General features: G+C 55.4%; 13 protein-coding genes. 11 read left to right on the plus strand and 2 right to left on the minus strand.

Features of this window, described 5'->3' with window-relative positions:
• Positions 1-872 precede the first annotated feature (872 nt).
• The 3 genes from PQR54_RS06825 (at position 873) to PQR54_RS06835 (ending at position 4356) form a co-directional block, all read left to right on the plus strand.
• Positions 873-1802, plus strand: a complete 930-nt coding sequence (locus PQR54_RS06825) for an AraC family transcriptional regulator (RefSeq protein WP_408244637.1) — start codon at positions 873-875, stop codon at positions 1800-1802.
• A 384-nt stretch (positions 1803-2186) separates the two neighbouring features.
• The gene (locus PQR54_RS06830; RefSeq protein ID WP_408244638.1) at positions 2187-3053 is read left to right on the plus strand and encodes a helix-turn-helix domain-containing protein; all 867 of its coding nucleotides are present in this window, start codon (positions 2187-2189) and stop codon (positions 3051-3053) included.
• Positions 3054-3492: 439 nt separating this feature from the next.
• On the plus strand, positions 3493-4356 hold the full coding sequence (locus PQR54_RS06835) for an MBL fold metallo-hydrolase (RefSeq protein ID WP_408244639.1): 864 nt from the start codon (positions 3493-3495) through the stop codon (positions 4354-4356).
• Positions 4357-4399: 43 nt separating this feature from the next.
• On the opposite strand, the gene PQR54_RS06840 is transcribed toward PQR54_RS06835, so the two are convergent.
• Positions 4400-5797: a dihydrolipoyl dehydrogenase gene (locus tag PQR54_RS06840; RefSeq protein ID WP_408244640.1), complete on the minus strand. Its 1398-nt coding sequence runs from the start codon at positions 5795-5797 to the stop codon at positions 4400-4402.
• Between the two features lie 168 nt (positions 5798-5965).
• Between PQR54_RS06840 and PQR54_RS06845 the strand changes: the two genes are divergently transcribed.
• From PQR54_RS06845 to grxC, 3 genes are all read left to right on the plus strand, one after another.
• Positions 5966-6916 (plus strand): AraC family transcriptional regulator, encoded by a 951-nt coding sequence (locus tag PQR54_RS06845; protein ID WP_408244641.1) that lies wholly within the window; start codon positions 5966-5968, stop codon positions 6914-6916.
• Positions 6917-7134: 218 nt separating this feature from the next.
• Positions 7135-7479 carry a DUF4148 domain-containing protein gene (locus tag PQR54_RS06850; protein ID WP_408244642.1) on the plus strand — a complete coding sequence of 115 codons (345 nt, stop codon included), beginning with the start codon at positions 7135-7137 and terminating at the stop codon, positions 7477-7479.
• A gap of 56 nt (positions 7480-7535) precedes the next feature.
• Positions 7536-7799, plus strand: a complete 264-nt coding sequence (gene grxC, locus PQR54_RS06855; protein WP_408244643.1) for a glutaredoxin 3 — start codon at positions 7536-7538, stop codon at positions 7797-7799.
• A gap of 137 nt (positions 7800-7936) precedes the next feature.
• On the opposite strand, the gene PQR54_RS06860 is transcribed toward grxC, so the two are convergent.
• Positions 7937-9400: an MATE family efflux transporter gene (locus tag PQR54_RS06860; protein ID WP_408244644.1), complete on the minus strand. Its 1464-nt coding sequence runs from the start codon at positions 9398-9400 to the stop codon at positions 7937-7939.
• A gap of 560 nt (positions 9401-9960) precedes the next feature.
• On the opposite strand from PQR54_RS06860, the gene PQR54_RS06865 reads away from it, so the two are divergent.
• The 5 genes from PQR54_RS06865 (at position 9961) to PQR54_RS06885 (ending at position 15133) form a co-directional block, all read left to right on the plus strand.
• On the plus strand, positions 9961-11109 hold the full coding sequence (locus PQR54_RS06865; RefSeq protein WP_408244645.1) for a branched-chain amino acid ABC transporter substrate-binding protein: 1149 nt from the start codon (positions 9961-9963) through the stop codon (positions 11107-11109).
• Positions 11110-11272: 163 nt separating this feature from the next.
• Positions 11273-11710 carry an ectoine synthase gene (locus tag PQR54_RS06870; RefSeq protein ID WP_408244646.1) on the plus strand — a complete coding sequence of 146 codons (438 nt, stop codon included), beginning with the start codon at positions 11273-11275 and terminating at the stop codon, positions 11708-11710.
• Positions 11711-11793: 83 nt separating this feature from the next.
• Positions 11794-12894: a M14 family metallopeptidase gene (locus PQR54_RS06875; protein ID WP_408245003.1), complete on the plus strand. Its 1101-nt coding sequence runs from the start codon at positions 11794-11796 to the stop codon at positions 12892-12894.
• Positions 12895-12915: 21 nt separating this feature from the next.
• The gene (locus PQR54_RS06880) at positions 12916-13776 is read left to right on the plus strand and encodes a VOC family protein (RefSeq protein WP_408244647.1); all 861 of its coding nucleotides are present in this window, start codon (positions 12916-12918) and stop codon (positions 13774-13776) included.
• Positions 13777-14062: 286 nt separating this feature from the next.
• Positions 14063-15133, plus strand: coding sequence for a Glu/Leu/Phe/Val dehydrogenase dimerization domain-containing protein (locus tag PQR54_RS06885; RefSeq protein ID WP_408244648.1), 1071 nt, complete (start codon positions 14063-14065; stop codon positions 15131-15133).
• The last annotated feature ends 235 nt before the right edge of the window (positions 15134-15368 follow it).

The raw sequence follows: 15368 nt of genomic DNA on the forward strand, positions 1-15368 counted from the left end.
GGAAGTTTAGCATCCATGCATTTGGAAGTGCGGTGGGACGGCAAATGGCGCCTGATCGCGTCTGAGTGGCTTTTCTGCAGACATGCAAGCTGATTCCCGTGCTGGCTCAGCCGTCGGCAGCCGAGCGCACTCCAGATCCTCCGCAGGATTTACGCTTTTATAGAAAGACTTAATTCGTCTGCTCATATTTGTTTTTATTGAATGTATGGTTCTTTTAAGTCATGAAATCCAATCAAGATGCGATCATTAAAAAATTGTTTGTACATTTTAAAAATTGTTTGTATTGTATGGATATGGGTTCGAGCTGCTTGTAGCCAAGGTACGGGAACGACTGAAAGATGTGCCGACGTGTACGAGAACTCGGTGCGCCGGAGCTCGACCAGCGCATGAAAGAAGCCGAGTGCGGCGGCCCAGATGGTTGTTCCGAGGATGTGTGACCTGGCACTCGCAAGCGCACATCAGAGGTCCTGTGGAGGCATTGCAATGCGACATAAGCGATGTTGGTCTGACCCAACTCACCTATTAGCCGGATGACGGCAATGCTTGCACTGTACTGCGACCGACTGCGAGCGACGCCAAGGAGCGACGGATTTTAATTGGCAACCGTTATTTCCTGCAGTTCGGAGTTAGGCCTCTTCATGAAAATCGCTTTAAAAGCGGAGTTTCTACACCGGGGGGCGGACTTGTTTCGCGTCGCGCACAGTTTTAATTTTATTCTTCGAAATGGTAGATTAAAGATGAGGTTGCGTAATTTTAATGCTTCTGCAGTCGGATTAAAGGATTTAAAGATAGGCCGGGTTTATTTGAATGGAATTCAATCGTGATAGGTGACGACTATGCCTTATAGAGGCGAATGTTCCGGTGGACGAAACGTGAGAGTGATTAACGGCGATCCGCCGGTTGAGGACGAGGTTTCGTGGCGCAATTGTTCGCGACTTGGTGAAACGACTACGACTTCGTGCATCGCTATTGCGCACTGGCGTGACAACAGAGAGACCGATCGAGAAATGGTTGCGCCGGTCTTCGAAAATCATTATGTCATTGAGGTCATGCTGAGGAACACGGTCGTTGAATGTTTCAGAGGAGGACGTCGTATTAGTAAGGGATCAGTCGGTTTCGGCGGGACACAAATCTGTGCGCCTGGAAACCGGATTACATGTCGTTTCAAGAAGCAGGTAGAGGCGATACATATTTATGTGCCGGCAGCAGAGGTGCTTAGAATATATACCGAGCTTCATCGACAGTCAGACGCGACTGAATTTCAATTGATAGATCCAGCATTTTCCGCGGATCCGATCATGGGAAAACTGGCATGGACTCTGCTGGAAACGAACGGGTTGCGGAGTCCGTTCTCGAGATTGTATTGCGAGAGCCTTGCGATGGCGGTCTTAGCCCGTGCAATGGAGTTCAAAGACGGTGAATTGGCGGTGGTCGGCAGCCGATCCGGGCTCTTGCCCTGGCGCTTACGGCGGTGCATCGAATACATTGAAGACAATCTGGGAGCGGCACTCACTCTTAATGATATCGCGGAGCATGCTGGCCTGAGTCGCATGCATTTTGCGGCGCAATTCAAGCAAGCAACGGGACTGAGCCCGCATGCGTATCTAATGAACAAGCGCCTTGAGATGGCCAAGGCAATGCTCCTCGAAGAGGAGGTCCCGATCGTTCAAATTGCGTTTTCGGTCGGGTTTCGTTCTCAAGCCCATTTTACGAGTGTATTCCGCAAGGTTACCGGAACAACCCCAGCGCGCTGGAGAAAGCAGGCGGTACTGGCGGCGTCGCTGGTTTCCCCGCCAGAATGAAGGCTCGGGTTCGCTAGCCTGGATAATCACGATGAAAATCGAGTCGAGATTCGACGGTCCTGCAGCATGAGCCACTTTTATCATGTCGATATCGGCTGTTGAGCATAGGGTTCAGTGCGAGTGCTTGATGGCAGCCAGTTATTTCCGGGTATATAGGCTATTTTCGGGCTCACCGTTGGCACGCGGCCCACTGTCTGTATAGAACGTTTTTGCGCTTCATGGTGCGCAGTGCGTGACTATCTAAAGACGTGTATCCTCGGGAGCGATTTGCTCTGCGGCATGCCAGGAAAACCAGCCAGTGCGTACCGCACGACCCGGTGGAATCAGTTGTCGCGCGGCGCTATCTTGGCCATCCAGTGATGGGTTTGTGAGAATTTTTTTATTATGAACATCCACAGAAAGCAACCTTCGTCGTCGGAGTTTGCGCGATTCGGCTACTTTGAGGAGTCGCTTCGAGTTGAAGTTCTTCACGCGAAGTTTGATCAACATGTATTCGCGACTCACACACACGACACGTGGGCCATAGGCGCAGTCCTGTCGGGTGCAAAGGATATCTCCGCAAAGCGGGACCCCAAGCAGATTGTGAGCGCGGACGAATGCTACTCCGTGCCTCCATTCCGGCCGCACGCGGGAAAATCCGCTGCGGACCACACCGAATATGTGATGCTGTACGTGCCGGATGTGGAATGGCGGGAACAATGTTCGGTCTACGGCGTCGATCCGATGCTACTTTCGAACGCTGCATGGAAGCAACCTCGGTTAGCGAAGAACCTGGCGTCGTTTGTCAGTCTCGTGCTTGCGCATCCAGAAATGCTCGCCAGATGGGTTGGCGAATGGGCGGTTTTCTGTGAGGCAATCTTGTCGCCGTACAGGCATGTCGAATCTCCCCGGTATTCTCTCCCTCACGGTCGTGTAAGGAACGACCCAGCGATATCACGCGCGCATGAATATCTACGACAATTCTGGGATAAAAACGTGACCTTGAACGATCTCGCTCGCGAGGCGTCGATGTCCACCTACGAATTATGTCGGCGATTCCCCATTGCCTACGGATTGACCCCGCACCGTTACCAACTTGTTCTTCGAGTGATGAAAGCAAAGGCCGCGTTGCTACAGGGTGCAGGTATCTCGGAGGTCGCAAGCGACACTGGATTTTCAGACCAAAGCCATCTTGGCCGGCACTTCAAATCTGTGTTTGGTTTAACTCCAGGTGCAGTTTTAAAAGAAGTGGAGCGCACCAAAAAGAGATAGCGTCGTACTGTTGCAGTCTGGTCTTTGCGAGCTTGGGACTGGACCGTACTTTCGTGAAAAAAACGTCTCCTTTGGCAACATCAGCACTAAGCATCGTCGACTGCCGCACAAGAGCCGCGTCGAAGTCCGTGCAGAAAAGTCCGTCGTGCTTTAGTACGCAGCGATAGTGCGAAACTGATAGACCGGTTTGTCAGCGCAGGTGCATTCTGGCTTCGAATCAGTTCGACAGTCGGAATGTGTTGTTCTGTGTGCGGACATGTTTTGGGTCCAAACTCTGTACTACGCGGAGATAGTCACGATGCCTGAGATAACGAGGTTGGAGGCTGGAGGCGCAGAAGGGGGCACAATTGCGCCACGGCTTCATTGTGCGGGGTCCGGTGGGTTGTTCGCAGCCGTCCCTGCTGCATCGCGAGGGAAAGCTCCAGGACCTGAAGGGTACGTGCTTGAGGAAATAAAGCCGGGAATCTTCTGGATCAGCGCTGGTGGCTACGACACTATCTTCATGCCTACCGGCATGGGCGTGATTGTCGTGGATGCGCCACCTGCGCTGGGGCCACACATGCTAAGTGCAATCAGATCGAAAACCGCAGAGCCTATCAAATACGTTATTTATAGCCATTCTCATTTCGATCATATCGGCTCAGGAGACATCTATCCAGACACGGCCATTCGAATCGCTCATGCTGCGACTGCAGAGTTGCTGGCAGGGTATGCTGATCGGCGCAGACCGATGCCTAACGTCGTTTTCAAGGACGAGTATCTGCTGGAAGTCGGCGATAAGAAGCTTGAGTTGCGTTATCGCGGCAACATTCATCAGCCAGGAAATATCTTTATCTTCGAATCGACCCAGCGGGTCTTGATGCTGGTTGACGTAATTTTTCCGGGGTGGGTACCCTTCAGGAATCTGGCGGTCGCGAACGATGTTCATGAATTTATAAACGCCCACGACACTATTCTTGCGTATGACTTCGAGGTTCTGGTTTGCGGCCATTTAACGCGTCCGGGTAACCGCGGTGATGTCGAAGCACAGCGTGAATATGTACTTAATCTTCGGGACGCATCGAAGTCAGCACTTGCAACGGTCAAAATAGAAGACGTCGGCGCAAGAACCGGATTCGATAACTTGTGGGGGCTTATGGATGGCTATCTTAACGACATGATCGAGATGGCTACTCAAACTGTCCTTACAGTTCCGACGTCGAACGGGCAACTGTGGACTGAACGCCTGGGCGGTGCAGACGTGTGGACGAAGCATCATGCGTTTTCTATGATTCAGGCATTGCGAGCGGAGAATCCTGACTGAAGCGTCGCCCGGTAGTCAGAATGCCGGGCGACATGTCGCAGTACTATGCCGTCGCCTTAAGGGCCGCAACCGAGTTACGTAGCGCAGTACGAAGCCCCTCCTCAACTACCGGGTGATAGAACGGCATTTCCAATATCGCATCTACGGTCAACTTCATTTGCAAGGCCCACGCTAGAAGATGAGCGATATGTTCGGCGTCGGGTCCAATCCATTCGGCCCCCAACAGCTTGCGAGTCGTCTTGTCCACGTACACGTGCATCAACCCACGATTGCGGAGCATCACGCGGCTGCGGCCCTGATCCTCGAAGCTGACCTCGCCCGTCACAAAGCTTCCCGGTGCGAGATCGGCGTGACGTGCTCCAACCATCGCAATACCCGGGTCGGAGAAAACTATTGTTATGGGAGCGCGGCGAATCAGCGGAAACACCTTGGGAAAGTTAGCCGCATTTGTACCTGCGGCGCGTCCTTCATCACTGGCCTCATGCTGTATTGGCAGCACGCCATTTGCGTCTCCGGCAATGAAAATAGGGTGGTCACCTACTTGCAGCGTATGCGGATCAAAAATAGGATTTCCCTGAGGATCAAGTTTGATGGACGTGTTCTTTAGCCCCAATCGGTCGAAGTTCGGCTTGCGACCTGCCGCAACCAATACGTAGTCGAAAGAGTCGTCTACGATTTTGCCAGCGTCTGTGCGGAATCGAATGTGAACACTATCGCCAATACGATCGGCGGCTTCGACTTCGGCGTTTTTTTCGAAACGGAAGGAAGTGCTAAATATTCTTGCAGCGTAATCCTTGATGTCCGGATCGCTAAGAGGACCGACTCGTCCGCGCGCTCCGATCACTGTTACGTCGACGCCGAGATAGGCAAGTGCCTGACCGAGTTCGAGGCCAATGACGCCAGCACCCAGGACCGCGACTTTGCGTGGCAAATCGGTCCATTCAAATACATCGTCGTTGATAATTGCCCGATTGCCAAGTGCACGATACTTCTGCGGGATGACCGGTGAGGATCCGGTAGCAATCACAATGCTACGAGCTCGAACTCGAGTATGGTCGCCGACCTGAAGAAGACCGTCGTCGATGAAGTGAGCATATCCAGTGAGTTTTTCGTGAGCAGGAATTGCATCTACGCTATCGAGCACGAAACCAACAAGCCGATCGCGTTCACTTCTAACCCGGCGCATGACTTCCCGTCCATCGATACGGATTGTCCCATCTACGTGCACGCCAAACGGCGCAGTGTGAGACGCAGCATGTGCCGCTTCGGCGGCTGCAATGAGAAGTTTCGATGGCATACAGCCGACACGAGCACATGTGGTGCCGTGGGGGCCGCCTTCAATCAGAATGACCGACGCGCCTGCCGCTTTCGCCGCACGGTATGCAGGGAGCCCAGCACTGCCGGCGCCGATTATCGCTACATCGATTTGAACCGTGTTCATGACTTGCTCCAAATTGTTAGCGCATTGACTCACGATAGGCTGGGCGGCAGCGTAATAGACCTTCGGGCGCTCAGGTAGTATCGTGTTGACTACGTTGTCGTTACTTTATGCGTCGGTGGCGGCCGTGCGAATTCTCGAACGGCGCACAAACCTGCTCAATCGGCTCAAATGGATTTGCTCAGTCGAGTTCTTTCGCTTATTCCCGTCAGTGGGCGCCTTGACGTGCGCTGTCATTTCGGAGCGCCGTGGGCTATTTCACAGGGGCCTGCGGCTGAGCGCGAGATTCCCTATCACGTTTTGCTGTCCGGTGATGCGGTGCTCGATCACGGTGTCGGGGCCCCGGAGAGGTTGGTCGCCGGCGACATCATTGTTTTTCCGGCGGGTGGCCCGCATCGCATTCATGACGGTGGCGGAGAGGCGGTACGGCCACACATCGAACGCCGCAACGTGTCTTTGACGATTGCGGAAAATGACGGCGTCGGTGCGCAAGCGGACGTCCTTTGCGGGCGCTTCCTGGTCGGCGCAGTGCCAGACCGCCTATTGCGCGATCACTTGCCAGACCGACTCGTGGTGCGCACCAGGCCACGTACAGGTATGGCTCCAGCTACGAGCACCGCGGATTCGCGGCTTACGCGGCTGATCGAGCTCATGAGAGAGGAGTCGATTGAGGAAGGGCCGGGCAGTGAGACGCTGGTAAATCATTTATCCGCAGCCCTATTTGCATTGACGTTGCGCTTTGCCAGCGAGGGGCCTCAGGCGCCGCACGGGTTGCTTTCGCTGGCATCGCGACCGCGCTTACAGGCCGCCGTGTCGGCAATGTTTGAGTCGCCGGAGAAGCAATGGACGCTGGAGCAGTTTGCTGCACTCTGCAATATGTCGCGTGCGACATTTGTTCGCCAGTTCCAGGATGCCATCGGCCGTTCGGCGACCGATGTGCTGACGGAGGTTCGCATGACGATTGCAGGTCGCATGCTAGTACAGTCGGCCCTACCTGTTGCCGACATCGGTGAAAAGGTCGGTTATCAGTCTGACGCTGCGTTTCAAAGGATATTTAAGCGTCTCATAGGCGCAACGCCTGCGCGGTATCGTGCATCACGCGGAAAATCGAACGCCGGCTAGACGGGAAGCTTCCGTATTCCGTCCGCGACTTCGGATCCAGTCCGTGGCGTCGACTGGGTTAAATCTCAGGCGGTATCCCTCAAGATACAGTCGGTGACCCGAGTGTGATTGATCCGAACGAGCATGTTGCTGATCCGTTTGGTCATTAACGCGGCAAGGTGGGGGTTCTATAGTTTGGTCACCCCGTCGATGACGGCGACCATCTAAGGAGCTTCATCATGAAACGCATCTACCTTGCTGCGATCGCGGCAACAGTGCTGACACTTCCGCTGCTGAGCCACGCTGAAACAACCGGCACGCCTGCAACACGCGCTCAGGTGCGCGTCGAGCTTATTGCGGCAGAGCGAGCCGGCGAATACCCACAGAGCGAAGCACATTACCCTGACGCAGCTCCGGACGCCGGGCTGGAATATGTCGCCGACCGTGCAGCTGCTCGAGCCGCGGTTGGCGGATCTTACGGCTCGGTCGGCTCCGGCCGAATCGAATCAGGGGTGGGTCATTTCCGTCATCATTTTGCCGTTCGCGTGCAGCCGGACAATTTCGATATCTATCGCGGACAGTAATTCAGCTTGTCCTGGATTCTGGCATCTGACCAAACAGACATTTTTTGGTGAACACCATGAGCACTGTAACGATTTACACGACGCCGACTTGCCCGTACTGTATTGCTGCCAAAGCGCTTTTACGCCGTAAGGGCATAGTCTTCACGGAAATCGGCATCCAGGGCGATCGCGCAGCCGCATTTGCGCTCGCAGGCCGAACTGGCCGGGGCACGGTGCCACAAATTTTCGTCGGCGCCACGTATGTGGGAGGTTTTGACGACCTGAACGCACTTGAGCAGGCAGGTCATCTCGATGAGATGCTCAATCGGACCAGTCAATAACAGTGACGCAATGCTCCGGAAAATCGTCATTTGAAAACGAAGCGTCGCACGCATGTCGAAGGTGCTAGTCAGTGCATAGAGAGCTAAGCTGCACGACTCGTCTTCAGCTTTGCGTGCGAAAATTCAGGCTCGCACCTTCATCTTTCTATTTTCCAGATTGCCCCGGACGCTGCTGCAGCAGCGCACACCACAGCCGCGGCGACTGAGGCGAATGCGGTAACCGCAAAGAGAAGGTACATATTTGCACCGAAATGCGCGACTAACGTCCAGCCGACGCATCCCGCAATGAGTAGTCGAAGCGTGCCGGCCAACGTGGGCCACTTTGGCCGTCCCGCTCCCTGTGCCGCAAATCCCAGAATGAAGGTCGCTCCGACCGCGCCGTAAAACGGCCCCACGATGTGGAGGTATGCCGCGCCAGTTTCTGCAACTGACGGATCTTTGCTGAACAAACCTATCCATAGCCGGGGGAATATCGCAACGAATGCACCGATTGTCTCCATGAAAATGCCGCCCGTCAGGACTCCGGTCCACGCGATGCGTCTTGCTCTCGCGAGGTTCCCTGCGCCGCTGTTGATGCCGACCATTGTAAGGACCGAGGTTCCGAGACCAAACAACACTGGGATCAGAGCGTAATCAAGACGCGCGGCCATACCATACCCGGCCAGCGCAGTCGTGCCGAAATGACCTACGGCAGCAGTAACGACGATAACCATTGAATTCAGTTGAACCGTACTGATCGAGGCCAGAGCGCCTACGCGCAGGATGTCCCGGAACAGCCGCCGTTCGATCTTCGACCGTCGCAAATGGAGTTCTGATCTGCCTCTCAACAGGTGGCGGACGAGTACGAGACCGGCAATCGTGTAGTAAAGGCCGATCGACATTCCTGCACCCGCAATGCCAAGTCGAGGGATCGGCCCAAATCCGAAGATCAGTGCCGGAGACAGAAAGATGAGAAGGACGGAACCCGTCAGCGTGGTGATAGCGGGCAGCCTGACATTACCGGAGCCTCGAAGTGCAGCGGAGCACAGATTAACAATCCAGACCGGCACTGACGCCGCGAAAACATAGTTTGAATATTGCAGCGCCGCGCGATGCGCCTCTGGGCTTCCTCCGAAAGTGCGGTATAGCGCTGGCCCCCCAAGCAATGCAGCGGCAGTAAATAGAAGACCAAAAACGACAGCCAATACGAGCGCATGCATCACCAAAGCGTTCAAGTCGTCACTTCGCCCTGCACCCTTTGCCCTTGCGATCGCCGATGCTACGCCACCTCCTATTCCGCCGTTCGACATCATGGTCATTAACATCGAAAACGGGAACACCAGCGCAACGCCCACGAGTGCCTCGGTACCAAGAAACCCGACGTAGTAGGTTTCCACGACACCGACTAGCGTTTGCGCGAGCAGCACTACGATAGTGGGAATCGCCAGTCGCATCATCGTGGGCAGAATAGGGCCCTCGAGCAATGTCGTGGAGAGAGATGATCTTTGTGTCAATTTGTCCAGGCGCGGGTGGGCGGCCCGGTCTTCTAGTGCTACTTGCGGGGTGACATGTTTTTCTGGTCGACGTGACGTGACAGGGCGTCCTGCTTCAATATTTTCCACTTGAGATTTTTAGAACCAGAATGCTTTGCGTGGATGGATAACGCGGTTTCTGTTAGTTCGCGTAACGTGTACCTCGGAAACCCCATGAAGCCCGAGGGCATCAGAGGAATTTGAATCCTTGCCACGGGGGAATAAATGGCGCAGGCGATGCCTTCTTCAATGCCACCCGGAAGGCCCCGAGATGCTCACGCCTGCCCTCAAGTTGACTCAGAGTAGAACAATCAATGGCACAGATATAGAACGTTTTTGCTCAGTTGGTGCAAGGATGCTATTCCGACAAACCTGTTGAAGTCATCCGGCCGCTCAAGGTATGGTAGGTTTGCGCAATCGCGCATAACCATGATCTCCGACAGAGTCAGGCGACCAGAAACATAGCTTGCGCAGTATGCTGATACAAGATGGTCGGCTTCACCTGTTATTTGCAAGGCGCCGGTTCTGGATGGACAATTGATCAGACAGTGTATGCATTCGGAGATACATACAATGTTTGGCTAAGGTAGGCGAAGCGGTCGAAGAGGCGTCGGCGCGCCGCGCCGCCCTCAATTTCTGGAAGATCAAAAATGAAGCGCTTACTCGGTGTGTTACTCGGAACGCTTTGCTTGTCCGTTACGTTAGGAATCCCAATGCATGCGGACGCTGCCGGGCAAGTCGTTAAGATCGGCTTTGCGGCGCCCTTGACCGGTCCGTCAGCATCGGATGGCAAGGAAATGGAGAACGCAGTCCGCCTGGCGATTGACGATGCGAATCGTCGGAACCCGACGATTGACGGGCAACCCGTGAGATTTGAAATTGATGCCCAGGATGACCAAGGGGATCCTCGTCTCGCGACCCAAATTGCACAGCGCTTTGCGGACCTGGGGGTGGCGGGGGTGGTGGGGCACTTTAACTCGAGCTGCAGTATCGCAGCGTCAAAAACATACGACGGTGCGAGTATTGCTGAAGTAAGCCCCAGTTCAACAAACGCTTCCTATACACAGCAAGGCCTCAATACAACATTCCGCGTGGTCGGCCAGGATGCAATAGCAGGCGAGTCGCTTGGAAATTACCTGGTAGATGTACTCGGCGCCAAACGAATCGCGATCATTGACGACCGGACCGATTTCGGTCAGGGCCTTGCGGACCGCGTTCAGGGTGCAATTGTCAAACGGCACGGCGCGATCGTTGCACGTGAATACGTAACGGACAAGACGGTAGATTTTAGTGCCGTCCTGACTTCCATTCGCGCAAAGAACCCAGATGTCATTGTTTTTGGCGGGTTCGATGCACAGGCGGGTCAACTCGTCCGCCGTATGCGCAGCCTCGGGATTAAGGCGCCGCTCGTGGGCGAAGGATTCAACAACAACATCTTTGTCGATCTCTCCCATGGCGATGGAGAGGGAACGATCACAATTCAGCCGGGACTGCCATTGGAGAAATTGCCGGGGAAAGATTTTGGCGCACGGTACGCTGGCCGCTTCAACGCAAAACTGCAAGGTTTCCAGGGGCCGTACGCCTATGACGCGGCAAATGTCATCATTCAGGGAGTGCTGAAGGCTCAGTCCGCGAAACCATCGAAAGTGCTCGCGGCCGTTAAGACGCTGCGAATCGACGGGATGACAGGTCCGATTTCCTTTGATAAAAACGGAGATCTCGCAGACTCACCGTATACGGTCTATCGTCTGAACGGCGGTCGGTGGGAAGGCGTGAGCGTGATTACCGCCAAAAAGTGACGAAGATGCATTCTGGAGTGGCGTCGCCGTCGAGCTGGCAAATCGCATCGACTTTCCGGGGAGTTGTTTTCCCGACAAAGCTGGCGGCCGCGGATAAGTCATTTGGTAACCGGGTATCGTGGGGAGGGACCGGCACCTGTTGTAAATCGCAGCACAAGTCGAGATGGCGCTCGTTTCCACTCAAACCTTTCTTGGGAGCACAACTGTGATTGTTCGCGATGTTGAATCGACTAAGGGCACGGGCCGCCACGCGAGTGGCGAAGGCTGGGATAGCAAGCGGCTGATCGTGGCCGGCGACGGCGTAGGCTTCTCTGTGCACGACACCACCGTGCCAGAGGGCAGTGTGCTCGAGATGGAATACAAGCACCATATTGAAGCGAATTACTGCTACGCGGGCGAAGGAGACGTCACCGAGGTGTCCACCGGGAGGCGTCATCAGCTCAAACCTGGAACGATTTATGTTCTAGACAAACATGATCGTCATGTTCTGCGCGCGATCAAAGGTGACCTGAGGCTGGTGTGTGTTTTCAACCCGCCGCTTGGCGGCAATGAAACGCATCAGGATGACGGAAGCTTTCCACCTTTGGACAGCGTCAAATAAGTCGAACGTTTGTGGCTTGCAACGGTCCCGCTCAGCTAGTGCGCTGTAAACCGTGCGCAAGTCGCGAAAAAAAACCGGAAAGGATTTTGCTTTTGATATTCACTGATTGCTTTTCCGCTACCTATGCGTCCGCACGAAACAAATTTGTGGACGCAGCTCAAGCGGCAGGGGCCACGCTGTCCCAATACATTCATCCTTCAGCTGTGGGCAAGATTGGCGAGGCTCTCACTATTGATGTCGCGCACCTGGGAAACCGGAGCGCGGATCGCCAGCTTCTCGTTATCTCTGGCACGCACGGCCAGGAAGGTTATGCAGGCTCCGCTGCTCAGGTCGGCTGGCTATTGTCGAGCCCGGCCAAGCCGGTGCTTGGTGACGTCGGTGTTCTGCTCGTGCATGGTTTAAACCCGTATGGCTTTTCACATGGCTCGCGCACTAATGAGAACAACGTAGACCTCAATCGCAACTTTGTCGACCACACTCAACCCTATCCTGAGAATCCAGGCTACGACAAGCTTCATCAAGCGCTGACACCGTTGGTGTGGAACCGGGAATCATTCGACTCGGTTTCGCGTGCAGAAGCTGATTTCCTTGCGGAGGAGGGCGCTGATGCGTTGTTCAGTGCGCTTGTCGCGGGACAGTACAACCATCCGGACGGTCTTATGTACGGCGGCAACGGGCGCGAGTGGTCGAACCTCACGCTCGAGCGGATTCTCTGCGAGCACATTGGACATGCTTCCAAAGTCGGGTTTATTGAGTGGCATACCGGGATCGGTGAATACGGTAAGCCGTTTTTCCTTTCGTTCAATGAACTGCACTCCGACGAAAGGCGTCAGGCGGAAAACTGGTGGGGAGAGGGCGTCTCGGATGCACGTCCTCATGGCATGGAGCGACCGACCTATAGCGGACTCGTCTTCTACGGCGTGCAGGAATTTCTTTCCAATTCGCGAGTTGCAGGCGCTGTCATCGAGTTCGGCACACGGGGCCCGGAAGCGGGTGCAGTGGCAATGCGTCAAGACCGCTGGCTGCGCTTCCACGGAGAGGCCGTTAATGCAGAAATACAGACCTTGATGAGGGCGGACCTCCGAGACTCGCTCAACCCGGCGTCTTATTTATGGCGGCATGCAGTACTCGACCACGCCGTGGCCCTTACCGATTCCGCTGTCTGCGGGTTGGCGCGGTGGTAAAACTTCGAACGGGAAGAACCAGTGACTTCTGAACTTCAGCTTGATCACTTTGTCATTGCGGTGGCGGATCTGACTGGTGCTGTGGCCGACTACAGCGCACTTGGTTTCAAGGTCCTTCCCGGTGGGAAACATCAGCACGCGCCGACTCAAAATGCGCTCGTTGTCTTCGAAGATGGGACTTACTTCGAACTCATCGAATGGACGCGCGCTGATCCTGGCGACCGCTGGTATCGAGAGCTATCGGAGCACGGCGAGGGCCTTGTGGATTTCGCCCTGGTGCCGCGTGACATCAAGGAGGTGCTCGCACAAGCAGAAGCTCATCAACTCGGATACAAAGGGCCCATTGATGGTTCGCGCGTGACTCCAAAGGGCGATCTCCTTGAATGGCAACTCGGGCGACCGGAGTCTGCCGAACTTCCGTTCTTTTGTGCGGATATTACGCCACGTTCGCTGCGAGTCGCGGGAGGCGAGATACGAATCCAGCCAAACCGGGTGCAAGGAATCGTATCGGTGGCGGTGGCTGTCGCCGATGCGGCGACAGCGCTTGCCCGCTACCGGCAACTGCTCGCTTCGCAAGCTGAGTCAGTCGCTTTTGCGGATGCCAGGTCAGTTGGCCGTCTCGGTGTGGATGCATCCATCATAACGATCAATGGCGCCGAGATAATTCTTGTGTCTTCACAGCGATCCGCGACCACGCCCGCCGCCGAGTGGATCAACTCGCTCCTCACCAGGCGCGGCCCCGGAGCGTACGCGTTGGCGTTGCGCATTCCGGATGGGACGGCACCTCGCCTGTACGGTCCAGAGAAGGCACGAGGAGTCTATATCGAACTTTCAGTTGATGACGTGCCGCTTGCGCGCCGAGTCTTTCCAGCAGGCGCATAGGAATTATCGGTGGCGAAGCAATGACTAAGACGCCTCATCGAGAATGTCAATTGAACGGTTCATTGTCCGCTGCATAAAATCGGAATAGGGTGCGACGAACGCACAAGATCGTTCTAGACCAAGCTGACCGCTGCCAATAGGCTAGACACTGATCGCAGTTGCTTGTTCACCGGCGAACGGCGGAACTCTAACGAGCAGCCAGTTCAATGTGACTGTCAATAGACATGCACGAGTTTCGTTGGATGAGCAGCTTTGCGATAAGTCAAACGTCACTTGAGAGCCTTCTATGAGCCAGATTCAAATTCCGACCGATCACGAACACGTTCAGGTCAAGCCCGGCCGCCGCACTGGTTTGCCTGTCATGATCGCTGTCCACTCCACCGTTCTTGGGCCGGCAATCGGCGGGTTGCGCATCAAACACTATGAACATGCGTCGGATGGTTTGACAGACTGTCTGCGTCTCTCGCATGCCATGACGTATAAGGCGGCTGCGGTCGACAATGGAACAGGCGGCGGAAAGGCTGTCGTGCCGTTGCCGGGCGGCGTGACGTTGAGCCCTTCGCAGCGCTCCGCTTTGCTGCTGGATATCGCCGAGCATATCCAGTCGCTCGACGGGGCCTACCTTGCGGGCCCTGACGTTGGCACCGGCCCCGAGGACATGGACTTCATGTACCGCCGTACGCGCTGGACCGGCGGACGGTCGAAAGCTGCTGGTGGGGCAGGCGGCACGACGTATGGGACGTTCGTGGGCTTGTTGAGCGCGATCAACACAGCAATCGAGGTTACGCTCGGTAGAAACTCTGTGGCCGGCTTGCGCTTCAGCATTGTGGGGTTGGGCGGGATAGGTGCTTTGCTAGCAAAGACTCTTAAAGAGCAGGGCGCCGAACTCATCGTGTCGGACATCGATCCGACCAAAGAAGCAACTGCCAGAGAACTGGGTGCGCAATGGCTGCAGCCTGAGGAAGCGTTGCTTGCGAAGTGCGATGTGCTTGTCCCTTGTGCGCTGGGCGGTGTTTTCACGATCCAGAACATCAGCAGCTTGCGTTGCAAACTGATCTGCGGGGCCGCCAACAATCAGCTGGCCGTGGATAGCGTGGCGACTGCGCTCCTTGAGCGCGAAATCGTCTACGTTCCTGACTTCATCGCCAGTGCCGGCGGCCTGATGTACGCTTCCGGTGTCGAAGTGCATAACCGCTCGGAAGAAGCAGCAGAAAAGCATGTGCGTGAGGGTATCGCACAGAACGTGCGCATGGTCTTGCTGGAGTCGAGGGAAATCGAGATTCCGACGGTTGACGTTGCGCTTACACTGGGCCAGCGCAGGCTTGACGCCGCCCACGCACGTCTGGCAGTTGCATAAGTGCGGAGGTGGCACATAAGCGCCTAATCCTGCGGAGAGCGCCGGCAACGTGTGGTTAGCGATCGAGAGTTCGGTCGGCTTAGGTCAAGCTGGGTCGATCTGTGCTGCCGTTTCTTGGAAGCGGCAGCCTCCCTGGAGCAGACTGAATAGTCGATGTCCGAAACCGCGCGGCTGCGGCTGCGAAGATAATCTATACGTTATGGCATGTACTACGGAAAAACACGATCTGGAGCCG

The sequence above is a fragment of the Paraburkholderia phytofirmans genome (genome assembly GCF_046028095.1).
GTDB lineage: Bacteria > Pseudomonadota > Gammaproteobacteria > Burkholderiales > Burkholderiaceae > Paraburkholderia > Paraburkholderia phytofirmans_A.